The organism is Crossiella sp. S99.2 (assembly GCF_023094165.1).
Classification (GTDB): domain Bacteria; phylum Actinomycetota; class Actinomycetes; order Mycobacteriales; family Pseudonocardiaceae; genus Crossiella.
Genome location: NZ_JALMDK010000013.1, coordinates 195,243 through 218,090, shown reverse-complemented (window position 1 = coordinate 218,090; position 22,848 = coordinate 195,243). Strand labels below are relative to the sequence as shown.

Sequence of the window (22,848 nt, the reverse complement as noted above, 5' to 3'; positions counted from 1 at the left end):
TGCCCGGTGTGGGCGGCGCCTGGTTGTGGAATTGGATGGACATGACGACGCCGACCTCCGCGGGGGACTCGCGACCTGATCTGCTCGGCGGGCGATACCGCCTGGGCGAGCTGATCGGGCGGGGCGGCATGGGTGCGGTCTGGGCCGCCAACGACGAGGTGCTGCACCGCGCGGTGGCGATCAAGGAGGTGCTCGCGCCGACCTGGGCCAGCGAGGAGGAGAAAGCCTCGCTGTGCGAACGCACCCAGCGGGAGGCGCGCGCCGCGGCCCGGATCAGCCACCCCAACGTGGTCACCGTCTTCGACGTGATCACCGAGGACGGCCGGCCCTGGATCGTCATGGAGAAGGTCGAGAACCGGGCGCTGTCCAAGGTCATCGACGATGACGGCCCGATGTCCCCGCGCCGGGTCGCCGCCATCGGCGAGCAGATCCTGGGCGCGCTGCGGGCCGCGCACGAGCACGGCATCCTGCACCGCGACGTCAAGCCCGGCAACGTGCTGGTCTGCCCGGACGACCGGGCCGTGCTCACCGACTTCGGTATCGCCTCGGTCGACGGCGACTCCTCGCTGACCGTCTCCGGCGTGCTGGTCGGCGCCCCCGGCTACATCGCGCCGGAACGCGCCCGCGGCCTGCCCTTCGGTCCCGCCTCGGACCTGTGGGCGCTGGCCGCCACCCTCTACGCCGCGGTGGAGGGCAAGGCCCCGTTCGACCGCACCGGCGTGCTGCCCACCCTGACCGCGGTGCTCACCGAGGAACCGGACCCGATGGTGCTGGCCGGTGCGCTGGCCCCGGTGCTGGAGGCCATGCTCCGCAAGGAACCCGGCGACCGGCTCAGCGCCGAGGAGTTCGAGCACTCGCTGCGGCTGATCGCGCACACCACCGACACCGATGTGGACGCCACCTCGGCCCTGGTCACCGCGCGGGTCAGCCGGGCCGATCCGACCCGCACCGCGATCACCCGGATCGTGCCTGCGGCCGCGGCGGGCACGCCGTGGTGGCAGCGCAAGCGGGGCAAGGCCGCGATGGCCGCCGGGGCCGCGGTGCTGGCGGGTGGCGCGGTCGCGGCCACGCTGATCCTGATGCCGCGCACCAACGACAACCCCACCGGCCCCACCGGTCCCGGTGGACAGCAGCCGATCAACGCGCCGCAGGACACCACCAGCCCGACCAGCCGCAGCAGCCGCACCCTGCCGCCGCCGAGTTCCACCCTGCCGAGCAGCAGCCCCACCAGCACCACCGGCGAATCCTCGACCACCGCGCCCAGCTCCACCACGGCGCCGAGTTCGTCCACCCCGCCGACCAGCAGTGAGAAACCCACCAGCGCCAAGCCGCCGACCACGACCACCTCGCCGTCGGCGCCGCCCACCAGCAACGCGGTGACCAACGGGACCTCCGCCGCTCCGCCCGGCGGCGGCGCGGCCTGAGTCTCAGCGAAAGCCCACGAGCGGCGACTACCCCGGGTTATCCTGAGAGGGGTGACAGAATCCAGGAAGTCGCCTGAACTGGCCGGACCCGTCGCGAGCGGGTCCGTTTTCATTTTCGGGGCCAACGTCGTGGACGTGGCCGAGGGCAAGGTGCTGACCGGCCGGAACGTGCTGGTCGACGGCGATCGCATCACCGCGGTCGGACGGTTCGACGCCCCGGCCGGGGTGACCGTGCTGGACGCGCGCGGCCGATTCCTGATCCCGGGTCTGTGGGACATGCACGTGCACGGCTTCGACGAGGCATACCTGCCCGCCTTCCTCGGCAACGGCGTCACCGGGGTGCGGCAGCTGGCCGGGGCGCCGGTGCACGCGGACTGGCGGCGACGGCTGGCGGCGGGCGAGGTTTTCGGGCCGCGGATGGTCTTCGGCAGCCGGATCATCGACGGCCCGCGGCCCAGCAGGCCGGGCTCGATCGCGGTGACCACGCCCGAGGACGCGCGGGCGGCGGTGGCCACCTGTGTTGGCGAGCGGGCCGAGTTCCTCAAGGTCTATTCGCAGCTGCCGCGGGATGCCTACTTCGCGCTGCTGGCCGAGGCGGCGCGGGCCGGGATCGACGTCGCCGGGCACGTGCCGTTCGAGGTGCCGGTGCTGGCCGCGGCGCAGCGCAGTATCGAGCATTTGGACGGCGTGCTGGTCGGGGCGTCCAGCGAGCGGGAGGAGCTGACCGCCGGGTTCGCCGGGCTGGACGCGGGTGATCCGGCAGGCATGTTCGGGCGGCTGTCCGACCTCACCCACCGCGCGGCCGAGACCACCGACCCGGCCCGGCTGGCCGAACTGCGGGATTCCTTCCTGGCCAACGGAACCTGGCACGTCCCGACCCTGGCAGTGCACCAGGCCAAGGCGACCATGGGCACCCCGGCGTTCGCGCTCCAGCCCTACCTGCCGCACATCGAACCCGTGCTGCGGCAGGGCTGGGCGCGGGCCGCGGACTGGCGGTCACCTGACCCGGCGCGCGAGTCGCGGCTGTTCGAGCGCTACCTGCAGGTGACCGGCGAACTGCACCGGGCCGGGGTGCCGCTGCTGGCCGGCAGCGACACCTTCGTGCCCGGGTTCAGCCTGCACGACGAGCTGGAACTGTTGGTACGCGCCGGACTCAGCCCCGCGGCGGCCCTGCGCGCGGCCACCCTGGACCCGGCCCGGTTCCTGGGCGTCACCGACCGCTTCGGCGCGGTGGCGCCGGGGCGGATCGCGGATCTTGTTGTGCTGGAAGACAATCCGCTCACCAGTATCGCCAACACCCGGCGGGTTGCTGCGGTGTTGTTCGGCGGGACCGTGCTCAGCAGTCCAGCAGCTCTGGCAGCCGCTCCGGCTGACCGGCCAGCAACGCGCTGAGCACCGCGATCCGGGCCTGGGCGGCGCGCAGGGTGCCGGTCAGCACCGCGCCCGCCCTGGTCAGCTCGGTGGCCGAGGTGTAGATCGGCAGCACCGGACCGGCCGCGGTCCGCGAGGTCACCGCGACCAGCACCCCGGCCGCGGTGGCTGCGCGAACCGCCTCGACCACCTCCGGGTTGACGTTGCCCGCACCCGCGCCGACCAGCACCAGCCCACGCGCGCCCGCGGCCACCGCGGCCCGCAGCAGCACCGCGTCACCGCCGGTGTGGTGGGTCAGGATGTCCACCCGCGGGGACTCGGTCAGGGTCGGCAGCGGCAGGGCGGCCGGGCGCGGCGCCGGGGCCTGGAGCAGCACCTCGCCGCCGATGAGGTGGCCGACCGGGGCGGCGCTGGGGTCCTGGTAGGCGTCCGGGTGCAGGGTGTGGTGCTTGACCGTGCCCCGGGCGGCGTGGATCTTGCCACCGAAGGCGATCAGCACCCCGTGCCCGCGGGCCTGCCGGGCCACCGCGAAGGCGTCGGCCAGGTTGCCGGGGGCGTCCGACCCCGGGTCGCCGAGCGGGCGCTGCGAGCCGGTGAAGACCACCGGCCGCGGGTCGTCGTGGTGCAGGTCGAGCAGGAACGCGGTCTCCTCCATGGTGTCGGTGCCGTGGGTGACCACGATCCCGCGCACCTGCGGATCGGCCAGCGTCGCCCGCACCTGCCGCAACAGACCGAGCTGCTGGTCAAGGGTGAGCGCGGAGCTGTCCACGGTGCACAGGTCGACGACCTCCACCGGCACCGGCTGCGGCGAGGGCAACGCGTCCAGCACGGCCCCACCCGGCAACGCGGCGGCCAGCCCCGCCTCGGTCGGCGTGCTGGAGATGGTGCCCCCGGTCGCGATCACCACAAGCCTGCCCATCGCCCACCTCCTGCATCCCGCAACACGAACGTTCGCGCGAACGTTCGTCCCCATGGGAACAGATCCAGAACCCCCAGGTCAATGTGGTGCTTAGTCCACCGCCATCCGAGTGTTGGCCGTTCTCGTACGCCGAGTTGGCCGAAGTGGACGCCGAGTTGGCCGTTGTGGACGGCGAGTTGGCCGTTCCGGACGGCGAGTTGGCCGAAGTGGACGGTGTGGTGGCCGGACTGGGACGGTGTGGTGGCGAATTCGCCCTGGCGTGCCGATCTTCCGGCGAGTTGGGCCAACTGGTACGCCGGTTTGGCTCAAGTGGGCGTGCCAGTTGGCCCAAGTGGGACGGTGTGGCGCCGGGCTACCCCGGGCCGACACCAGTCTGCGGCCGCCGGGACCCAGCCCGGCCAGCGCACCCGGCAGTCCGCCGAGGTGAAGAAGGTGATCAGGCAGTTGTGCGCGCGGCCGGGCCGGTAGTCGAAGACCCGCCGGGCCGCGGTGTTGAGCGCCAGGAAGTTCCAGTGCCGGTCCAGCAGGTAGGACGGGTTGGGCAGCCAGCCGTCCAGCAGCCGCTGCTGGGCCGGATCCGCCGCCGCAGTCCCGGCCGCCGACTCGGGCGGGTTCAGCCCGGCCAGCCGGTACAGATGCGCGCGCTCGGGTTCGGCCAGGCGAAGTGCGCCGGCGATCGCGTCCAGGTTCTCCGCGGACACGCTGATGTCCCTGCCCTGTTCCAGCCAGGTGTACCAGGTGACCCCGACCCCGGCGAGCACCGCGACCTCCTCCCGCCGCAACCCGGGGGTGCGGCGGCGTGCGGTGGCCGGTAAGCCGACGTCAGCGGGGGTGAGGCGGGCCCGGCGGGAACGCAGGAAGTCCCGGAGTTCGCCGTGCCGGTCCCGGACAACCATCGCGTCCACGTCACTGATCCTAATAGCGGAGCAGCTGACCACTAGGCTGGTCGCGGCGGGCTAGGAGGTGCTTGTGGCGCGGGCGACCCTGCGGGCAGTGGCCGAGGCCACCGGACTGCACATCTCGACCGTGGCGCGGGTGCTCAACGGCACCGCCCAGGTCACCGCGGACACCGAGGCGCGGGTGCGGGCGGCGGCGGACCGGCTCGGCTACATCCGCAACGAGTACGCGGCCAGTCTGCGCACCCAGCGCACCCGGATCCTGGGGGTGCTGGTGCCGACGCTGACCGACTACGTGCTGGCCGCGATCTACGAGGGCATCCAGGAGGCCGCGCTCTCCCGCGGCTACCGGACCTTCGTGACCAACACGCACGACTCCGCCGAACAGCACGAGTCAGCGCTGGCCGCGCTGCTGTCCTCCCGGGTGGACGGGCTGATCGTGGGCGACGCCCGGCTGGACGGCGAAGGACTGGACCGGCTGGTGCAGGACAACTCGCCGTTCGTGCTGGTCAGCCGCCGTTGCGCGAACCATGCCTCGGTGACCTGCGACGACGAGGCCGGTGGCGCGCTGGCCGCCCGGCACCTCCTGGACGGCGGGCACACCGGGATCGCGGTGCTGGCCGGTCAGCCCTACGCCAGCACCTGCGCCGACCGCACCACCGGCTTCCGCCGCGCCTGCGCCGAGGCGGGTCACCCGGTGCCCGAGGAGCTGATCGCGCACAGCGGCTACGACTCCGCTGGCGGCTATGTGGCCATGGACCGGGTGTTGCGCACCGGACGCCCGGTGACCGCGGCGTTCGCGGTCAACGACGAGGCCGCGATCGGCGCGATGGGTGCGCTGCGTGATCACGGCCGCCGGATCGGCGAGGACTTCGCGCTGGTCGGCTTCAACGACATCCCGATGGTCTCCGCGCTGACCGTGCCGCTGACCACGGTGCGCTCGCCGATGCGGGAGATGGGCCGGACCGCGGTGGCCCGGCTGCTGGACCAGCTCGACGGCGGCTCGGCCGAGTCCGCCCGGCTGCGGCCAGAGCTGGTGGTGCGCGCCTCCAGCCCGGCCCGCCCTGATCAGGCACTGGCCCACCGGCGAGGGGAACACAGTGAGCACTGACCGCACCGTTGTCGACACCGCCACCGGCACCGTCCGCGGCCTGGACCTCGACGGCGTGCTGGCCTGGCGCGGCCTGCCGTACGCCGAACCGCCGCTGGGCGAACTGCGGCACCGCCCGCCGCAACCCGTGCAGGCCTGGACCGGGGTGCGCGGCGCCCGCCGTTTCGCCGCCCGCGCCATGCAGCCGGTGCTGCCCGCGATGCCCGCCCCGGTGCCGGTGCCGACCCCGGCCGCCATGGACGAGCCCAGCCGGATCAGCGAGAACTGCCTGTACCTCAACGTGTGCGCGCCGGTGACCCCCGGACCGCACCCGGTGCTGGTGTGGCTGCACGGCGGCGGATACGTGGTCGGGGCCGGGCCGGAGAACGTCGGCGACGGCGACACCTTCGCCCGCCGGGACAACCTGGTCGTGGTCACCCTCAACTACCGGCTGGGCGCCTTCGGTTTCCTCAACCTGGGCGAGACCCACCCGCACGCGGCCAACGGCGGGCTGCTGGACCAGATCGCCGCGCTGCGCTGGGTGCGGGACAACATCGCCGCGTTCGGCGGCGATCCGGGCCGGGTGACCATCGCGGGCAACTCCGCCGGCGCCAAGAGCGTGGCCAACCTGATGGCCGCCCCGGCCGCGACCGGGCTGTTCCACCGGGTGATCTCGCAGAGCGGCGGCGGGGACCACGTGGCCGCCGAGGAGGTCAGCGCCGCCCTCGCGGCCCGGTTGCTGGGCCTGCTCGGGGTGCCGGCCAACCGGGTCAGCCAGGTGTCCGCCGCTGAACTGCTGGCCGCGCAGACCGAGTTGAGCCCGTTCGGCCGCGGCCTGTGGGTGTGGCGGCCGACTGTGGACGGCTCGGTGCTGCCCGAGGTGCCGGTGCGCCGGATCGCGGACGGCTCGGCCGCCGGGGTGCCGCTGCTGGCCGGCAGCAACGCCGAGGAGTCCGCGCTGTACCTGGCGCTGGACCCGTGGGCGGGCGACTGCGCGCCGCGGGTGCTGGCCGCCGCCTTCGGCGAGACCGGCGCGCAGGAGGTGCTTGCGGCCTATCGGGCCAATCGGCCGGCCGCCTCCACCAGGGAGGTCAACGCCGCGGTGATGACCGATGAGCGCTACGGCGTGCCCACCGTGCGCTTGCTGGACGCGCAGAGCAGGCACGCGCCGGTGTGGCGGTTCCGCTTCGACGCCGCCGCGCCCTGGCTCTCCCCGATGCTGGCCGCCGCACATGGGACCGAGATGCCCTACGTCTGGGCGCACGGCGCGGAACGCCGGGGCAGCCCGTTGACCGCGGATTCAGTCGCGGCCGGGCTGTCCGCGGAGATGCACGCGCGCTGGGCCGCCTTCGCCCGCACCGGCTCGCCCCAGCTGCCGGAACAGCCGGAATGGCCTGGCTACACCGAGACCGAGCGGGCCACCTGGATCTTCGACGAGCAGCGCCGGGCGGTGGCCGATCCGGGCGCGGCCGAGCGCAAGGTGTGGGATGGCCGCACCTGGGCCTCGGGCACCTGGTTCGAATAACCGGCGGACCCAGGCAAGCGCACGGCGACCCGAGGTGTCGCCGTGCGCTGCGCAGGGAGCAGAACGGTCAGGGTGCACTCACCACGGCCAGGTCCACTTCGGGCACTTCTGCCAGGCGAAGTGATACGTGGTGTTGATGGCCCCATCGGTGGAGTCCATCGCCATGAAGCTGGTCGTGGTCAAGGGATTCGAGGTGCCCTTGTCCACGCGCAGCTCGGTATTGATGTTGAAGTTGCGCTTTTCACCGCAGGGGGCGTAGACCAGGGAGGCGATATCGACCTTGTCCGTCGACTGCCAGTTGTCGTCGTACGGCCCGTTGTAGTTGTGACTGATAAAGGCCGTGGGCGACATTCCCTGGAAGTAGTAGTTGGCCCGCTCGGTGCCCTTGGCGCCGGCCACGAGGTTGGCGTACCCGCGATAGTCCGCCTGCGCGATGGCGTAGGTGAACCCGGAGGGCACGTTGACACGCATGTTCAGTTGGCAGTTCTTGCGCATGTCGGTCGGCTTGGCGCCGACACCGACCTGGGCCAGATACTCGCTGTAGGTGACGGTGAACGCAGTGTTGTCCTGGGAGACGGCCACTGCGGCCGTGCCGAGCGGGCAGCCCGACCCGTTCACCGTGAGCAGATCGATGGTGATTTTCCCGGTGGGCGGAGGCACGGACTCGTCGGCAAATGCCGCAGGGGTAAACGAAGTGATTAACGCAAATGCCGCGCCGACAGCAGCCATCATACGGAACATAGGGGTCCTTCCCAATGCTACGCTATATGTAGGAGAGCGTCTGGGATAGGCTAGCGTATATGTTTATGGGGATCGGCCGCTAAATGGCTGAACTCCATAGGTGGGATGTTCACCGGTTTTCGGTATAAATTTGGTAAACACTATGCATGTACACGGAAATGCATTTTTCACGCGCGGTGGAAGGTCAAAGGATTACATCGGTGGCGGTGCTGACACGGTAGCCCCGCCCACCGACTTCGGCAAGGTTCTTTACTTGATCAGCTGACTGCCTTGCGCTTGTTCAGGCCCATGAGCAGGCAGGCCACCCCGATCACGCCGATCGCGTAGCGCGACCACATCGGCAGGTCGATCAGGTGCATGAGCCCCAGATTGCCGCCCCAGAGCACCGGCGCCAGCGCGCCACCAAAACCCTGGAAGATCAGCAGGATGCCGAGCACAATCATTGTCATCCCCCAACAAGACGTCGATCCAATGCAGACGCATGGTAACGACCGGGCAGACCGCAGGGCAAACTGGGCGCATGCGCGACGGATACGTGCGGTGGCTGACCATCCCCACCCGGTGGGGCGACAACGACGTCTACGGGCACGTGAACAACGTCGTCTACTACGCCTTCATGGACACCGCGATCAACACCTACCTGATCGACGAGGGCGGCCTGGACATCCACGGCGGCGCCAACATCGGCCTGTGCGTCCAGTCCAGCTGCGAGTTCCGCGCGCCGCTCGCCTTCCCGGACCCGGTGGAGGCGGGGTTGCGGGTGGCCCACCTCGGCAGATCCAGCGTGCGCTACGAGATCGGCCTGTTCACCCCCGGCGCGGACACCCCGGCCGCCGAGGGCACCTTCACCCACGTCTTCGTCGACCGCCACACCCGCCGCCCCGCCGAGATCACCGCCCCCCTGCGCCCGGCCCTGGCGAAGCTCTGCCCCCCGTGACCGCCCACTTGGGCCAATTCGGCGTACGACTTGGCCCAACTCGCCGCCCCAGTTTGGCCAAGTGGGACGGTGTGTTCGTCGTTGTGGCCGTTACCGGGAGGGCGCATGAGTGGAGTCGGTCGGGTTCGGGCCGCGGTGTTGCGGGAGATCGGGGCCGCCGGTCCGTACGCGGAATCCCGGCCCCTGGAGGTCGTCGAGCTGGGGCTGGACGGGCCGGGGCCCGGTGAACTGCTGGTCCGGGTCGGCGCGGCCGGGCTGTGTCACTCCGACCTCTCGGTGATCAACGGCTCCCGGCCGCGACCGGTGCCCATGGTGCTCGGGCACGAGGCGGCCGGCGAGGTCGTCGAGGTCGGGCCGGAGACCGCCGGGTTCACCGCCGGTGATCACATCGTGCTCTCCTTCGTGCCCGCCTGCGGCTACTGCGAACGCTGCCTGGGCGGCCGGCCCGCGTTGTGCGAGCCGGGGGCGGTAGCCAACCGGGGCGGGCACCTGCTCAGCGGGGCGCGGCGGTGGCGGGCCGAGCGCGGGGAGCAGCCGTTCCACCACCTCGGGGTGTCCGCCTTCGCCGAATACACGGTGGTCTCGGCACGGTCCGCGGTGCTGGTGCCCAAGGAACTGCCGTTCGAGACGGCCGCGTTGTTCGGCTGCGCGGTGCTCACCGGCGCGGGGGCGGCGATCCACTCGGCGCGGATCGAGCCGGGGGAGCGGGTCGCGGTGTTCGGGCTCGGCGGGGTCGGACTGGCCGCGGTACTCGGTGCGCTGGTGGCCGGGGCCGGACAACTGGTCGCGGTGGACCTGGTGGAGAACAAGCGAACCCTCGCGGCCGAACTGGGCGCCAGTGACACAGTCGCGGGCGGGCCGGACGCGGTCGCCGCGGTGCGGGAGCTGACCGGCGGCGGCGCGGACAAGGTCATCGACACCACCGGCAGCGTGCGCGTCCTCGAACAGGCATACGCGGCCACCCGGCCCGGCGGCACCACGGTCACCGTCGGCCTGCCGCACCCCGACCACCGGCTCACCCTGCCCGCGCTCAGCCTGGTCGCCGAGGAACGCACCCTGCGCGGCAGCTACCTCGGCTCCAGCGTGCCGGCCAGGGACATCCCGCGCTTCATCGCCCTGCACGCCGCAGGCCGCCTGCCGGTGCACCGGCTGCTCAGCCACCGGCTCACCCTGGACGAGATCAACACCGGCTTCGACCGGCTGGCCAGTGGCGAGGCCGTGCGCCAGGTGGTGACCTGGTGATCAAACACCTGCTGGCCATGTGGCGCGATCCGCACCGCGAGCTGACCCGCCTGCACCGGGACAACGGGCAGGTGACCAAGGTCGGCGCGCCGCTGCGGCTGACCTATCTGCTGGGGCCGGAAGCCAACCGGTTCGTCTTCGCCAACTCCGCGATGTTCCGCTGGCGGGAGGCATTCCAGACGCTGATCCCGGTCAGCGGGGACACCGGGCTGATCGTCAGCGACGGCGAACCGCACCGGCGCAGGCGGCGCCTGGTCCAGCCCGCCTTCCACCACCGGCAGGTCCAGCGGCACGCCGAACTGATGCGGGCCAACGCCGACGCCGAACTCGACACCTGGCGGCCCGGCCAGGTCCTCGACGTCTACCAGGCCTTCCGCACCGTGGTCCGGCGCAGCACCATCCAGGCCCTGTTCGGCCCGCACCTGGCCGCCGACGAACCCGAGCTGGGCAGGCTGCTGCAGATCGGCCTGTCCCTGGTGGAACGCCCGCCGATGATCCAGCAACTCGACCTGCCCGCCCGGCGGCGCGCGGCCAGGGCCAGGGCCGAGGTCGCCGACCGGGTCCGCGGCGAGATCGCCCGCCGCGGCCGGGACACCGAGGCAGGGGACGTGCTGGCCATGCTGGTCGCGGCCAGGGACGAGGACGGCTCGACGCTGACCGAGACCGAGATCGTGGACCAGGTGATCAGCCTGATCGCCGCCGGGTATGAGACCACCAGCGCCGCGATGGCCTGGGTGATCCTCGAACTGGCCAGGAACCCCGCGGCCTGGGCCAGGGCCAGGACCGAGGCCGACTACCGGGAGTGGGCGGTCACCGAGGCGCTGCGGCTGTACCCGCCCGCGGTGATCAGCGCCCGCAAACCGGTGCGCGCCTTCGACTTCGCCGGTCAGCGGATCAGCGCCGACGGCCTGGTGGTGCTCAGCCCCTACGTCACCCACCGGCTGCCCGAGCTGTACCCGGACCCGCTCCGCTTCGACCCGGACCGCTGGGACCCGGCGCGCCCCGGCTTCCGCAAGCCGGGGCCGCACGAGTTCCTGCCCTTCGGCGGTGGCGTGCACCGCTGCATTGGCGCGAGCTTCGCCATGCTGGAGCTGACCGTGTTGCTGGACCGGCTGCTGCAACGGGCCGAACTGGACCCGCCAGCCACACCGGTCCGGCCGGTCACCCTGACCGCGATGCGCCCCAGGGGCGGGCTGCGGCTGCGGGTCCGGTCACTGGACTAACGCCCCCACGGCTTGTTGCTGAAGCCCAGGGTCAGCAACGCGGTGGCCGAGTCGGCGCCCGCCGCGGTGGCACAGGCCGCGGTGAGGTGTTCCTGCAGTTCCGAGCGGTTGGCCAGATCGCCGCTGACCCGGTACCCGGCCAGTTCGCCGCCGGAGACCTCGGCCTCCGCGGTCAGCTCGGTGCCGCGCAGTTCCAGGTCGGCGTCCAGTTCGGTGGCCGCGCCGGTGCTGCCGTCGGCGTGGATCCAGGCCAGCTGGGCGGAGACCTTCGCGCTCAGCTCGCCGCAGGAGCCCCGGCCGGTGCCCGGGGTGGGCACGGTGATCAGCGCGCCGGTGATCCGGCTGCCCGGGGCGAGGTCCTTGCGCTTGTCGGTGCAGCCCGCGGTGGTCGGCGCCACGGTGATCTCGAACTTGGCCGGCCCGGCCATGGTGAGGCCGGTGGACGTGCCGGCCACGGCCGCCGCGGTACAGGTGATGTCGGCGTCGGCCGGGTGCGCCAGAGCCGGTGTGCCCAGGAGCAGCAGGGCGGTGGTGGTGATGATGAGCGGGATGGACGGACGGGAAAGTCCAGCATGATCCATGCCTTCGACCCTTGGGGGACCGCTCCGGCCCGGCAACCCCGCGCCGGAACGGTTCACCACGACGTGTGAACTGGCCCTGTCCAGGACCTAGGCGGCCATCGGCCGCGGCGCGGGCAGGTACTCGCGCAGCACCAGCGCGGCCTTGCGCCGGGTGCTGACCCGGGCCCTGGTGTCCAGGACCTCGTGGTCACGACGTTCGATCTCATCCAGGATGCCCGAATACAGCGCGGTGGCCAGCCGGGAGGCCGGTCTGCTGCTCGGCGGCAGGTAGTCCACCCCGGCCGCGCCCAGCGCCCACATTTCCCTGGCGCGGGCGATCTGGAAGCGGACCAGCTCGCGCAGGGCCGGGCTGGTGCTGCGCTCGCCCAGGTCCGACCGGGGCACGCCGAAGCGCTCCAGGTCCTCCAGGGGCAGGTAGCAGCGGCCGAGGCGGCGGTGGTCCTTGCCGATGTCCCGGATGAAGTTGGTGAGCTGGGCGGCCTTGCTGGTGGCCACCGTGTGCTGCTCGGCCCTCGGGTCCACCGGCTCCATGATCGGCAGGATCAGCCGGGCGATGGAACCGTTGAGCGTCTCCAGGTAGCGGTCCAGGTCGGCGTAGGTCTGGTACTCGGTGATGGTCAGGTCCATCCGCATCCCGGCCAGCAGCGCCTCGATATCAGCCAGGGCTATGCCCCAGGTGCGCATGGTGTGCCCCAGCGCTCGGCCGATCGGGTCGCCGCCCACCCCGGAACGCAGATCGGCGAGCAGCCGGGAACTCCAGGTTTCGAACTCCTCGGCCCGATGTCGGGGATCGCCGCTGTCCACGATCTGGTCGGCATAGCGGGCCAGACCGTAGATCGCGCACATGTGCGGTCGTTTGCGAGGTGGCAGCAGCAGGTTCGCCGCCCAGAACGACCGGCCGTCCATGGTGATCAGCAACCGGCGGCAGAACTCGTAGGACTCGCGCAGGACCTTGTTCTCGACCCCGGCCGCGTCCAGGGCCCGACTGTCCAGGTACACCGTTCGTCACCACCTTGCGTGAGGAGGGAAACGAAGATCAGCTACCTTCGACAGTAGAACGCCCGCGCGCCCGGGGTGCGGGCTCGCGGGCGATGTTCACTGGATTGTGCCTAGGAGTGCGTCCTGGGGTACCTGCCGTGCCAGCGCTTGGGCTGGATCTCCTGCACCGCCTGCTCGATCCGCTTGGGCAGCCGGGTGAACGGCGGGAACGGGAACCGGTACCGGGTGCCCGGCAGGCCCGGCATGGGCGGTTCCTCCTCCACCCGCCACCGGTCCAGGGCCGGGTTGCGGGCCGGGAAGGACGGATCGGCCGGGAAGATCTCCAGGGCCTCGCGCTGTTCCGGGTGCACCAGGCTGGCGTGGTTGAACCAGGGCAGGGTGCCCACGCCGACCGCGCCAATCTCCGACCAGGGGATCCGGTGCACCGAGCCGTCGCTGCGCCAGGACAGCGCGTCACCGGTGGCGATCACGCCCCGGCCGCGCAGGGTGCCGCGGATGCTGAACACGCTCCAGAGGAACAGCGCGGCGAAGATCAGCTGCGCTACCCAGGTGGTGCCCTTGGCGTCGCCGTTGGCGATCACCGCCGCGCAGGCCACGGTGGCCAGGCCGAACAGCGCGCCGGCCAGCAGCAGCCAGCGGGCGCTGGCCGCGCCGAAGTCCAGGTCGTAGGCCAGTGGGTTCGCCACCTTGGGCGCGGCCATCTTCCGGGTGGCTGATCGCTTGGTCGGATCGGTCAGCACGGGATTCACCTGGGTGGGCGGTGCTTCCCGTTCCCACCCGCCACGTCGCCACTGCATGTCGCCGAATTCTACCGATCCGTTCGGCACTGTCCTCACCTAGGTGATCTTGGTAAGGTTAGCCTAAGCAATCCAAGTGGGGGTTCTGTGAGCACTGAGGCCCTGGGGCGTTCCGCGGTTCGCCCGTACACCATCTTCCAAGTGGTGGTACGCCGTGTCGTCCAGCTGTCGCCCAGTGTCCGGCTGATCACCTTTGGCGGCCCTGACCTGGCCGGCTTCGCCAGTGGCGGCAACGACCAGCGCTGCAAGGTCTTCTTCCCTCGCCCCGAGCGCGTCGACTTCCAGCTGCCCACCGGCGGCGACTGGTACGAGGAGTACCTAGACCTCGACCCCGCGGTCCGCCCGCCCATGCGCTCCTACACGATCCGGCGGCACGACCCCGAGCGCGCCGAGATCGACATCGAGTTCGTGCTGCACGGCGACACCGGCCCCGCCTCAGCCTGGGCCCTGCGTGCCACCGTGGGCGACCACGCGGCCGTCTGCGGCCCGGACGCACGGCATTTCCCCGTGCTGGGCAACGAATTCCACCCGCCCGCCGACACCGACTACCGGCTGCTCGCCGGGGACGAGACCGCGCTGCCCGCGCTGATGTCCATTGTGGACTCACTCGGACCAGGCGAACGCGCCGTGGTCTTCGCCGAGGTGCCCGACCCCGGCGATGTGCGCCCGCTGAACACCCTCGGCGACGTCGAGATCACCTGGTTGCCGCGTGCAGCAGGTGCGGAAGTGGGTGCGGCGCTGCTGGCCGCGGTGTGCGCCGCCGACCTGCCAGACGGGCAGCCCTATGCCTGGATCGCCGGGGAATCCACGCTGGTCAAGCAGGTGCGGCGACATCTGGTCAGCGGCCGTGGCTTCGACAAGCGGCGGATCTACTTCTCCGGTTACTGGCGGCACGGTGGCGTGCTGGACTGAGCCGCGCCGGCACGTCACGGGGGGTAGTTGTGCCGCCCGGATCCGTCGTCAGGCAGGCTGTCCCCTGTGACCACCTCGATTCATCAGCGGATCGCCGAGGAAATCGGTGTGCGGGAAGGGCAGGTGCGATCGGCGGTCGAGCTGCTCGACGGCGGATCCACCGTGCCGTTCATCGCCCGGTACCGCAAGGAAGCGACCGGCATGCTCGACGACACGCAGCTGCGCACGCTCGAAGAGCGCCTGCGTTACCTGCGCGAGCTGGAGGAACGGCGCGCGGCCGTGCTCGAATCCGTGCGCAGTCAGGGCAAACTCGACGAAGCCCTGGAAGCCCAGATCCTCGCCGCGGACTCCAAGGCCCGGCTGGAGGACATCTACCTCCCGTACAAGCCCAAGCGCCGCACCAAGGCGATGATCGCCCGCGAAGCCGGACTGGAACCTCTGGCCGACGGCCTGCTGGACAACCCGGAGACCGACCCCAAGGCCGCCGCCGCGGTCTTCGTCGACGCCGACAAGGGCGTGGCCGACGTGCAGGCCGCGCTGGACGGCGCCCGCGCCATCCTGGTCGAGCGCTTCGGTGAGGACGCCGACCTGATCGGCTCGCTGCGCGAGGACATGTGGGGCCGCGGCCGGGTGCTGGCCAAGGTGCGCGAGGGCAAGGAGACCGACGGCGCCAAGTTCGCCGACTACTTCGACTTCGCCGAGCCGTTCACCAAGCTGCCCTCGCACCGCATCCTGGCCATGTTCCGCGGCGAGAAGGAGGAGGTCCTCGACCTCACCCTGGAGCCGGAGGAACTCGCCGAGGACGCCCCCACCGGGCCGAGCCGGTTCGAGATCGCCATCGCCGCCCGCTTCGGCGTGGAGGACCAGGGCCGGGCCGCGGACAAGTGGCTCACCGACACCGTGCGCTGGGCCTGGCGCACCAAGATCCTGGTGCACCTGGGCATCGACCTGCGGATGCGGCTGCGCCAGGCCGCAGAGGACGAGGCCGTGCGGGTGTTCGCGGCCAACCTGCGCGACCTGCTGCTCGCCGCGCCCGCCGGCACCCGCGCCACCATGGGCCTGGACCCCGGTTTCCGCACCGGCGTCAAGGTCGCGGTGGTCGACGCCACCGGCAAGGTGGTCGAACACGCCACCATCTACCCGCACGTGCCGCAGCAGCGCTGGGACGAATCCCTGGCCGTGCTGGCCCGGCTCGCGGACAAGCACAAGGTCGAGCTGATCGCCATCGGCAACGGCACCGCCTCCCGGGAGACCGACAAGCTCGCCGGGGACCTGATCAAGCAGTTCCCGCAGCTCAAGCTCACCAAGACCACCGTGTCCGAGGCGGGCGCGTCGGTGTACTCGGCCTCCGCCTACGCCTCCGCGGAACTGCCCGAGCTGGACGTGTCCATCCGCGGCGCGGTCTCCATCGCCCGCCGCCTGCAGGACCCCCTGGCCGAACTGGTCAAGATCGACCCGAAGTCCATCGGCGTCGGCCAGTACCAGCACGACCTGTCCGAGGTGAAGCTGTCCCGCTCGCTGGACGCGGTGGTCGAGGACTGTGTGAACGCCGTCGGCGTGGACGTCAACACCGCCTCCGCCCCGCTGCTGACCAGGGTTTCCGGCATCGGCGAGGGCCTGGCCGAGAACATCGTGCTGCACCGGGACGAGCACGGGCCGTTCAACTCCCGCGGTCAGCTCAAGAAGGTCGCCCGGCTCGGCCCCAAGGCCTTCGAGCAGTGCGCGGGCTTCCTGCGCATCCCCGACGGCGACGACCCCCTGGACTCCTCCAGCGTGCACCCCGAGTCCTACCCGGTGGTGCGCAAGATCGCGGGCGCGGCCAAGCTGGAACTGAAGGAACTGCTCGGCAACACCCGGGTGCTGACCTCCTTGCAGCCCAAGGACTTCGTCGACGACACCGTCGGCCTGCCCACCGTCACCGACATCCTCAGGGAACTGGACAAGCCCGGCCGCGACCCGCGCCCGGCGTTCCAGACCGCGGTGTTCAAGGAGGGCGTGGAGAAGCTCGGCGACCTCCAGCCCGGCATGATCCTGGAAGGCCAGGTCACCAACGTGGCCGCGTTCGGCGCCTTCGTCGACGTCGGCGTGCACCAGGACGGCCTGGTGCACGTCTCGGCCATGTCGAACACCTTCGTCAAGGACCCGCGCGACGTGGTCAAGTCCGGCGACATCGTCCGGGTCAAGGTCCTCGAAGTCGACGCGGCCCGCAAGCGCATCTCGCTCACCCTGCGGCTGGAGGACGAGCCGGAGAAGGGCGGCGGCAACCCGCGCGAGGCCGGTGGCCAGCGCGGCGGCGGCCGTCCCCAGGGCGGCGGCAACCGCGGCGGTGGCGGTGGCGGCGGTCAGCGCGGCGGCTCCGGTGGTCAGCGCCAGGGCGGTGGCGGCGGCAACCGGCGTGATGGCGGCGGTTCCGGTGGCTCCGGCGGTGGCATGGGCGGCGCGATGGCCGACGCCCTGCGCCGCGCGGGCCTGGACAAGAAGCTCGGCCGCTAGCCCTCCCGCACCACTTGGGCCAACTGGTACGCCCGCTTGGGCAAACTTGGCGTACCAGTTGGCCCAACTCGCCGGTGGCGAGGCTGGGCGGGGCCGGGTCAGATGTCCAGGACGAAGCCGGAGGCGCCGAACTCGGCCTCGATGATCTTGTCCAGGACCGGGAAGGGCGCCCAGTCGTTGTTGGTGTGCACGGCGATCGTGTGCTTGCCGTCCGGCGTGCCCAGTACCAGGGTGGCGGTGCCGAAGCTTTGCCCGCCGCTGCCGCGCAGCTTCAGGCCGTTGGACAGGGTCAGTTCGTACAGGCCGAGGCCGTAGGCGGTGTTGGCGATCCAGTGCGAGCCCGCGGTGGGGATCGTGCTCCACAGCTCCCGGTGCTGCCGCTCGGGCAGCAGGCTGCCGGTGATCATCGCGTTGAAGAACACGATCAGCTCGTCCAATGTGGACACCACGTTGGCCGCGCCCCAGCCCCAGGAGGTGTTGGCCTCGGTGACATCCAGCGGCGGCAGGCTCGCGTCCTCCATCAGGTCCGGCCAATTGTCCGGCCGCACGTCCTCCGGCCGCACCCCCTCCTTGAGGAAGATCTTCGCGTAGGCGCGCGGGTGCCGGCCCCGGTACCCGGTCTCCTCGCGGTGCCGGGCGAAGGTGTGCCGCAGGCCCAGCGGCTCGATCACGGTCCGGTGCACCTCGGACTCGAAGCTGGTGCCGGTGGCCTTTTCCACGATCGCCGCGGCGAAGCCAAAACCTCCGTTGGAGTACCAGAACCGCTCGCCGGGCGCGCCGACCGGCGGCTGGGACAGGGCGACCCTGAGCACCTCCGCCGGCGGCCACACGTCGAAGCGATGCGTGTCGAAGGCGGAGCGGATGGTGACCCGGCGCTGGAACTCCAGGGCCATGCCGGTGGCGAACAGGCCGCTGGAGTTGCTCAGCAGGTGCCGGATGGTGATCTTGGAGGCGTCGTACTCGCTGCCGTCCATCGCACCCGGCAGCCAGTCCTGCACGGTGTCTTCAAGGTCCAGCTTGCCCTCGGCCTCCAGCTGCAGCACGGTGGCCGCGGTGAACGCCTTGGAGATGCTGCCGGTGTGCAGCCGCTCGTCCGGCACCCGCGGCGCGCCGGTGACGGTGTCGGCCAGGCCGGCGGAGCCGAACCAGGTGCCGTTCTCGTCCTGGATCCGGACGGCGACGCTGGGCGCTCCCAGGTCCCGCACCGCGGTGTCCATGGCCGCGCGCACCTTGTCCCGGCCGGGGCTCTCGAACTCGGTCATCTTGTGTCCTCTCACCGTTGGCTTGCTGGGCCCAACAGTGCGAGTTGGCGATGACAGGCGGCTTATAGCGTGCTGACAGCGGCTGACCGGCCGAGTAAGGCCAGTTCGCGCAGGGCGTCCGGCCGGGGCAGCCCGGCACCCGCGCGGTAGGCCGCGAGGTAGCCGGACTCGCCGAGGCGGTCGGTGAGTTCGGCGATCAGGTCGCGTAGTTCGGGGTCGCCCTGGTCGAAGGCGCCGCGCAGGACCTGGCTCAGCCCCAGTGCGGTGGCCGCGCCGGGGAGATCGCCTTCCCGGCAGCGCAGCCAGGCCAGCTGCTGGGCGGCCGGGGCGGGCTCGTTGTTGGCCAGGGCGACGGTGACCACGGTCGGCAGCAGCGCGCGGGCGGCGGTGGTCTCGCCGGTGCTCAGCAGCAACGCCATCCGGCCCGGGGCCAGGAGGCGTTCCGGTGGCCCGATGCTCAACTGCCCCAACACTTCCGCCAGCCGGTCCAGGGCCAGCGCCGACTGTGCGTACTCGCCCGCGCGGCGGTGGATCTCGGCGCGGCCGCGCAGCACCTCGATCTCCATGTAGCCGAGTCCGCGCGCCCTGGTCAGGTGCTCGGCCAGGTCCAGGTCCCTGGCCGCGGCGGCCAGGTCGCCGGTGCGGGCGCGCTGGGCGGCCAGGCCGACCCGGTAGGAGACCTCGTCCTGGGAACCGAGTCCGGCGGTCAGCGCGATGGCCCGCTCCAACCCGGCCACGGCCGCGGCATGATCGCCCGCGACGCCGTGCACCTCGGCCAGCGCGGCCAGCGACACCGCCGTCCACAGCCGGTCCCCGGTCCCGGCGAACTCCGCGGCCGCCCGCGCCCTGGCGGCGGCCACCCCGGTCCAGTCCCCGCGATCCCCGGCGATGCTGCCTTCCAGGATGGACACGCAGGCGTTGGCCCAGGCATCGGATCCACCGCGCACCGCGGCCAGCTCGGCGGCCACCAGATCGTGCAGACCCAGGTGCTGGGCGACCGGCAGGGTGGCCGTCAGCAGCAGCGGATAACGCTGGTAGGCGCCGGTGTGCGTGCAGTCGGCGAGCAGCGCGCGCACCCGGTCCGGATCGGTGGTGGGGGAGTTCTGGCCGATCAGCGCGTCCATGGCGGTGTAGGCGGTCCTGGCGTCGGCGGGCAGTGCGTCGCCGAGGGTGAGGGCTTCGGCGAGGAAGGATTCGGTGCGGGCGTCGTAACGGGCGGCGTACCAGTACCAGTGCAGCAGGCCGAGCAGTCGCGCGGTGGCCTCACCGTCCCGGCTGTCCAGGGCTGAGCGCAGGGCGAAGACCAGGTTGTCGTACTCGGCGGCGATCCCGGCCAGCACGGCGGGCTGCTGGTGTGAGCGGGCCAGGGGCTCGTACCCGGCGGCCAGGGCGGCGAAGTGCGCGGTGAAGCGGTCCCGGACGGTCTCCCGCTCGCCAGCCGCGGCCAGTTCCCCGGCGGCGAAGGCGCGGATGCTGGCCAGCATCCGGTAGCCCTCGGCGTGTTGCTGTACCAGGGATTTGTCCACCAGCGAGCCGAGCAGGTAGCCGACGTCGCCGGGCGCGAGGGTGTCGCCGTCGGCGCAGATCGCCTCGACCGCCTCGGTTTCGGTGTGCGCTGGGAAGATCGACAGCCGCCGGAGCAGGACCCGTTCCCGTGCGGTGAGCAGGTCCCAGCTCCACTCGATCACCGCGCGCAGGGTGCGCTGCCGGGGTAGCGCGGCCCGGTTTCCGGTGTCCAGCAAGCGGAATCGGTCGTCGAGGCGGCGGGCGATCTGGCCGATGGTCATCGAGCGCAGCCGGGCCGCGGCCAGTTCCAGGGCCAGCGGCAGGCCGTCCAGGCAGCGCACCACCTCGGCGATTGAGTCCACTGTGGACGGATCGAGGGTGAAGCCGGGCCGAACGGCGGTGGCGCGGTCCAGGAACAGGCGCACCGCGGCCGATTCGGCTACGTCGTGGGCGTGTTCCGGCGGCACGGGCAGCGGGTCCAGGCGGCACAGTGTCTCGCCGAGGATGTCCAGGGATTCCCGGCTGGTGGCCAGAATGCGCAGCCGGGGCCGCTGTTCCAGGAGGTGCTGGGCGATCCGGGCGACCTCGGCCACCAGGTGCTCGCAGTTGTCCAGCACCAGCACGGCCTCGTCCCCGCCGAGCAGTTCGGCCACCCGCGCCAGGGGTTCGGCAGGCGCGCCGGTGCGCAGTCCCGGTCCGGTGCTGAGCGTGCCGAGGATCGCGCCGGCCACGCCGTCCGGGTGCTCCACTCCGGCCAGGGGGACCAGCCACAACCGGCCGCCGCGATAGGCCCGGTGCGCGGCCGCCGCTTCCGTGGCCAGCCGGGTCTTGCCCACGCCGCCGGGGCCGGTGAGGGTGACCAGCCGGGCCGTGTCGAGGAGTTCGGCGAGGAGTTTCAGCTCGTCGGCCCGGCCGAGGAAGGAGGTCAGCCGGGCGGGCAGCCGACCGGGCGCCGCGCCGGTGTGGGACCGGGGCCGGTCGAGTTCGCCACGCAGCACGGCCAGGTGGGTGTCGCGCAGTTCGGCGCCGGGGTCGACGCCGAGTTCCTCCGCGAGCCGGGCCCTGATCTGCTCGTACCCGGCCAGCGCCTCGGACTGGCGACCGGCCGCGCACAGCGCCCGCATCCGCAGCGCGGCCAGGCGTTCCCGCAGCGGATGTTCGGCCAGGGCCGCCTCCAGGTCGGCCAGCACCTCGGCCTGCCGTCCCAGCCGCAGCAGCGCGTCGAAGCGGTCTTCCCTGGCCGCGGTCCGCAGTTCGGCCAGCCGGGTCGCGGCGGTCTCGGCGTACGGGGCCGCGCGCACATCGGCCAGGGCCGCGCCGTGCCAGAGCGCGAGCGCGTCGGCCAGGGTGGCCGCGGCCGATTCGGCCTCGCCCGCCGCGAGTTCCCGTCTGCCCCGGGCGGCCAGGGCCTCGAACCGGTGCACGTCGACACTGTCCGCGGGCAGCGCGAGCCGGTAGCCCACCGGCGAGGACTCCACCAGCCCGGCGCTGGGCAGCGCCCGCCGCAGCCGGTGCACCAGCGCGTGCAACGTGTTCGCCGCCCCGACGAGGGGTTCCGCGCCCCAGATGTCCTCGATCAGCGCGTCCGCGGAGACCGTTTTGCCCGCGGCGAGCGCGAGCCTGCCCAGCAGCATGCGCGGCCGGGTGCCGCCGAGCGCCACCGGTGCGCCGTCCGCGGCGAAGGCCCGGACCGGCCCCAGCAGCGTGATCTCCACCTAGCCGCCGCCGCCCGAGGTGGCCGCGGCCTTGAGGTCCTGGATCGCCTTGCGCAGTGCGGGACCGGCCGGTCCGCAGCCGTCCAGCAGCTCCTGGATCCGCTGCTTGCTGGCCTTGCGCTCCCGCGCGGTCAGCAGGCCCTTCAGCTCCCCGGTGGCGGCCAGCGCGGCCAGCGCCGCGTCCGCGGGCGGCAGCGCACCCGTGCCGGTCACCGCCGCGCGGACCCGCTGCACCGCCATCGCCCTGGCGACCGGATCGTGCACCGTGACGACGTGGCTGGGGAACAGTCCCAGGATCCGCCGCTGCCGCACCGAGATCGCCCCGGCGCGGGCCAGCGCGGCCTGCACCTCGCGCACGATCGAGGTGTGGTTCTTCCGCACCCAGTACCGCCACTTCCGCGGCTTGTCCCGGCTGATCTCGGCGAGCACCTCGTCCAGCAGCTGATCGCGGGTCGGCTTGGCCGATCCGGCGGTGGGCCGGTCGTCGACATCGGTCAGGCAGCCGCGCAGCACCAGCTCGCTCAGCGCGGCCGCGCGCAGCACGTAGCCCAGCTTGTCCCGCTCCGGCACCCGCTGCTTCTCCGGGTCGCAGGCCAGCAGGAACAGCTGTTCCGCCAGGTTCACCTTCGGTCTCCCTTTTCCTCGCGGGCCAGTTCCACCAGCCGGCGGATGACCCGGTCCAGCGCCACCAGGTCCTCGGCGTCGAGCCGGTCCAGCAGCCCGCGGAAGTGGGTGGCCCCCGCGTCCTCCAGCCGGGCGATCAACTCTTGTCCCTCTTTCGTGAGTTCGATGCGCCGGATCCGCCGGTCATTGGGATCATCCCGACGCAGCACATACCCGTGTGCCACCAGCCGGTCCACCAGCCCGGTCACGGTGGCGGGGCTGACCTTGAGCGCGTGCGTCAGCTCCTGGCTGGACAGGGGGCCCTGGATGGCGACGACGAGCAGTAACCGCAGCTGCTGCATGGTCAGGTTGACCGAGAACAGCGGGTTGTCGTGGTCGGAGGCGGCCAGCGCGCGCAGCTCCCGCTGGCCGTTCATCAGCGACTCGATCATCTCCGACCGATCCGCCGGCAACTCCTCCGGCAACTCTGCTCCTCAGGCTCCGCATGCCACGTTCGTATTGCGGGTACCGGACGTTAACAGCCCCACACCTCGCAGACCCTTCGGATGAGGCAGACTATTAGCGTCAGGCTGAATAACCAACTCAGGAGAC

At 71.9% G+C, this 22,848-nt stretch carries 20 protein-coding genes; 9 read left to right on the top strand and 11 right to left on the bottom strand.

Annotated elements, in window-relative coordinates; genetic code table 11:
• The first annotated feature begins 41 nt into the window (after positions 1–41).
• Together MZC64_RS37725 and MZC64_RS37720 are read left to right on the top strand one after the other, a co-directional pair.
• Positions 42–1,424 carry a serine/threonine-protein kinase gene (locus tag MZC64_RS37725; protein WP_247764459.1) on the top strand — a complete coding sequence of 461 codons (1,383 nt, stop codon included), beginning with the start codon at positions 42–44 and terminating at the stop codon, positions 1,422–1,424.
• Between the two features lie 51 nt (positions 1,425–1,475).
• The gene (locus MZC64_RS37720) at positions 1,476–2,816 is read left to right on the top strand and encodes an amidohydrolase family protein (RefSeq protein WP_247764458.1); all 1,341 of its coding nucleotides are present in this window, start codon (positions 1,476–1,478) and stop codon (positions 2,814–2,816) included.
• Here the strand turns inward: MZC64_RS37720 and MZC64_RS37715 are convergent.
• On the bottom strand, positions 2,761–3,714 hold the full coding sequence (locus MZC64_RS37715) for an asparaginase (protein ID WP_247764457.1): 954 nt from the start codon (positions 3,712–3,714) through the stop codon (positions 2,761–2,763). The two genes, MZC64_RS37720 and MZC64_RS37715, sit on opposite strands and share 56 nt — an antisense overlap.
• 305 nt (positions 3,715–4,019) lie before the next feature.
• Positions 4,020–4,610 carry a helix-turn-helix domain-containing protein gene (locus tag MZC64_RS37710; protein ID WP_282106548.1) on the bottom strand — a complete coding sequence of 197 codons (591 nt, stop codon included), beginning with the start codon at positions 4,608–4,610 and terminating at the stop codon, positions 4,020–4,022.
• Positions 4,611–4,683: 73 nt separating this feature from the next.
• Here MZC64_RS37710 and MZC64_RS37705 point away from each other — a divergent pair, with 73 nt between their 5' ends.
• Complete coding sequence (locus MZC64_RS37705; RefSeq protein WP_247764456.1) at positions 4,684–5,721, top strand: LacI family DNA-binding transcriptional regulator; 1,038 nt, start codon at positions 4,684–4,686, stop codon at positions 5,719–5,721.
• Positions 5,711–7,225, top strand: coding sequence for a carboxylesterase/lipase family protein (locus MZC64_RS37700; protein WP_247764455.1), 1,515 nt, complete (start codon positions 5,711–5,713; stop codon positions 7,223–7,225). The genes MZC64_RS37705 and MZC64_RS37700 overlap by 11 nt, the downstream gene beginning before the upstream one ends.
• A gap of 78 nt (positions 7,226–7,303) precedes the next feature.
• Here MZC64_RS37700 and MZC64_RS37695 read toward each other — a convergent pair whose 3' ends face one another.
• Together MZC64_RS37695 and MZC64_RS37690 are read right to left on the bottom strand one after the other, a co-directional pair.
• Positions 7,304–7,957, bottom strand: a complete 654-nt coding sequence (locus tag MZC64_RS37695) for a DUF4360 domain-containing protein (RefSeq protein ID WP_247764509.1) — start codon at positions 7,955–7,957, stop codon at positions 7,304–7,306.
• A 266-nt stretch (positions 7,958–8,223) separates the two neighbouring features.
• The gene (locus tag MZC64_RS37690; protein WP_247764454.1) at positions 8,224–8,415 is read right to left on the bottom strand and encodes a hypothetical protein; all 192 of its coding nucleotides are present in this window, start codon (positions 8,413–8,415) and stop codon (positions 8,224–8,226) included.
• Positions 8,416–8,486: 71 nt separating this feature from the next.
• Here MZC64_RS37690 and MZC64_RS37685 point away from each other — a divergent pair, with 71 nt between their 5' ends.
• The 3 genes from MZC64_RS37685 (at position 8,487) to MZC64_RS37675 (ending at position 11,368) form a co-directional block, all read left to right on the top strand.
• A complete protein-coding gene (locus MZC64_RS37685) occupies positions 8,487–8,903 on the top strand; it encodes a thioesterase family protein (RefSeq protein WP_247764453.1) in 417 nt (138 codons plus the stop codon).
• Between the two features lie 105 nt (positions 8,904–9,008).
• Positions 9,009–10,145, top strand: coding sequence for a zinc-dependent alcohol dehydrogenase family protein (locus MZC64_RS37680; RefSeq protein ID WP_247764452.1), 1,137 nt, complete (start codon positions 9,009–9,011; stop codon positions 10,143–10,145).
• A complete protein-coding gene (locus tag MZC64_RS37675) occupies positions 10,142–11,368 on the top strand; it encodes a cytochrome P450 (protein ID WP_247764451.1) in 1,227 nt (408 codons plus the stop codon). Before MZC64_RS37680 ends, MZC64_RS37675 begins: the two co-directional genes overlap by 4 nt.
• Here the strand turns inward: MZC64_RS37675 and MZC64_RS37670 are convergent.
• The 3 genes from MZC64_RS37670 to MZC64_RS37660 all read right to left on the bottom strand — a co-directional run bounded on the left by MZC64_RS37670 (position 11,365) and on the right by MZC64_RS37660 (position 13,745).
• Positions 11,365–11,949 (bottom strand): hypothetical protein, encoded by a 585-nt coding sequence (locus tag MZC64_RS37670; RefSeq protein ID WP_247764450.1) that lies wholly within the window; start codon positions 11,947–11,949, stop codon positions 11,365–11,367. The genes MZC64_RS37675 and MZC64_RS37670 overlap by 4 nt on opposite strands.
• A gap of 87 nt (positions 11,950–12,036) precedes the next feature.
• Entirely contained in the window at positions 12,037–12,948 is a 912-nt protein-coding gene (locus MZC64_RS37665; RefSeq protein WP_247764449.1) for a phytoene/squalene synthase family protein, read from the bottom strand.
• Between the two features lie 110 nt (positions 12,949–13,058).
• Positions 13,059–13,745 carry a hypothetical protein gene (locus MZC64_RS37660; RefSeq protein WP_247764448.1) on the bottom strand — a complete coding sequence of 229 codons (687 nt, stop codon included), beginning with the start codon at positions 13,743–13,745 and terminating at the stop codon, positions 13,059–13,061.
• A 141-nt stretch (positions 13,746–13,886) separates the two neighbouring features.
• On the opposite strand from MZC64_RS37660, the gene MZC64_RS37655 reads away from it, so the two are divergent.
• Positions 13,887–14,657 (top strand): siderophore-interacting protein, encoded by a 771-nt coding sequence (locus tag MZC64_RS37655; RefSeq protein ID WP_247764447.1) that lies wholly within the window; start codon positions 13,887–13,889, stop codon positions 14,655–14,657.
• Positions 14,658–14,723: 66 nt separating this feature from the next.
• Positions 14,724–17,150 (top strand): Tex family protein, encoded by a 2,427-nt coding sequence (locus tag MZC64_RS37650; protein ID WP_247764446.1) that lies wholly within the window; start codon positions 14,724–14,726, stop codon positions 17,148–17,150.
• 98 nt (positions 17,151–17,248) lie between these two features.
• Here MZC64_RS37650 and MZC64_RS37645 read toward each other — a convergent pair whose 3' ends face one another.
• The 4 genes from MZC64_RS37645 to MZC64_RS37630 form a co-directional block, all read right to left on the bottom strand.
• On the bottom strand, positions 17,249–18,412 hold the full coding sequence (locus MZC64_RS37645; RefSeq protein WP_247764445.1) for a serine hydrolase: 1,164 nt from the start codon (positions 18,410–18,412) through the stop codon (positions 17,249–17,251).
• A gap of 62 nt (positions 18,413–18,474) precedes the next feature.
• Positions 18,475–21,633 carry a BTAD domain-containing putative transcriptional regulator gene (locus MZC64_RS37640; RefSeq protein WP_247764444.1) on the bottom strand — a complete coding sequence of 1,053 codons (3,159 nt, stop codon included), beginning with the start codon at positions 21,631–21,633 and terminating at the stop codon, positions 18,475–18,477.
• Complete coding sequence (locus MZC64_RS37635) at positions 21,634–22,257, bottom strand: GPP34 family phosphoprotein (RefSeq protein ID WP_247764443.1); 624 nt, start codon at positions 22,255–22,257, stop codon at positions 21,634–21,636. It lies immediately after the preceding gene.
• Complete coding sequence (locus MZC64_RS37630; RefSeq protein ID WP_247764442.1) at positions 22,254–22,721, bottom strand: MarR family winged helix-turn-helix transcriptional regulator; 468 nt, start codon at positions 22,719–22,721, stop codon at positions 22,254–22,256. The genes MZC64_RS37635 and MZC64_RS37630 overlap by 4 nt, the downstream gene beginning before the upstream one ends.
• Between the last annotated feature and the right edge of the window lie 127 nt (positions 22,722–22,848).

Bases quoted from the DNA above. Each gene is read 5' to 3' on its own strand.
- MZC64_RS37710 (WP_282106548.1), bottom strand. From the start codon at position 4,610: ATGGTTGTCCGGGACCGGCACGGCGAACTCCGGGACTTCCTGCGTTCC.
- MZC64_RS37690 (WP_247764454.1), bottom strand. From the start codon at position 8,415: ATGACAATGATTGTGCTCGGCATCCTGCTGATCTTCCAGGGTTTTGGT.
- MZC64_RS37670 (WP_247764450.1), bottom strand. From the start codon at position 11,949: ATGGATCATGCTGGACTTTCCCGTCCGTCCATCCCGCTCATCATCACC.
- MZC64_RS37695 (WP_247764509.1), bottom strand. From the start codon at position 7,957: ATGATGGCTGCTGTCGGCGCGGCATTTGCGTTAATCACTTCGTTTACC.
- MZC64_RS37645 (WP_247764445.1), bottom strand. From the start codon at position 18,412: ATGACCGAGTTCGAGAGCCCCGGCCGGGACAAGGTGCGCGCGGCCATG.
- MZC64_RS37680 (WP_247764452.1), top strand. From the start codon at position 9,009: ATGAGTGGAGTCGGTCGGGTTCGGGCCGCGGTGTTGCGGGAGATCGGG.
- MZC64_RS37715 (WP_247764457.1), bottom strand. From the start codon at position 3,714: ATGGGCAGGCTTGTGGTGATCGCGACCGGGGGCACCATCTCCAGCACG.
- MZC64_RS37660 (WP_247764448.1), bottom strand. From the start codon at position 13,745: ATGCAGTGGCGACGTGGCGGGTGGGAACGGGAAGCACCGCCCACCCAG.
- MZC64_RS37685 (WP_247764453.1), top strand. From the start codon at position 8,487: ATGCGCGACGGATACGTGCGGTGGCTGACCATCCCCACCCGGTGGGGC.
- MZC64_RS37725 (WP_247764459.1), top strand. From the start codon at position 42: ATGACGACGCCGACCTCCGCGGGGGACTCGCGACCTGATCTGCTCGGC.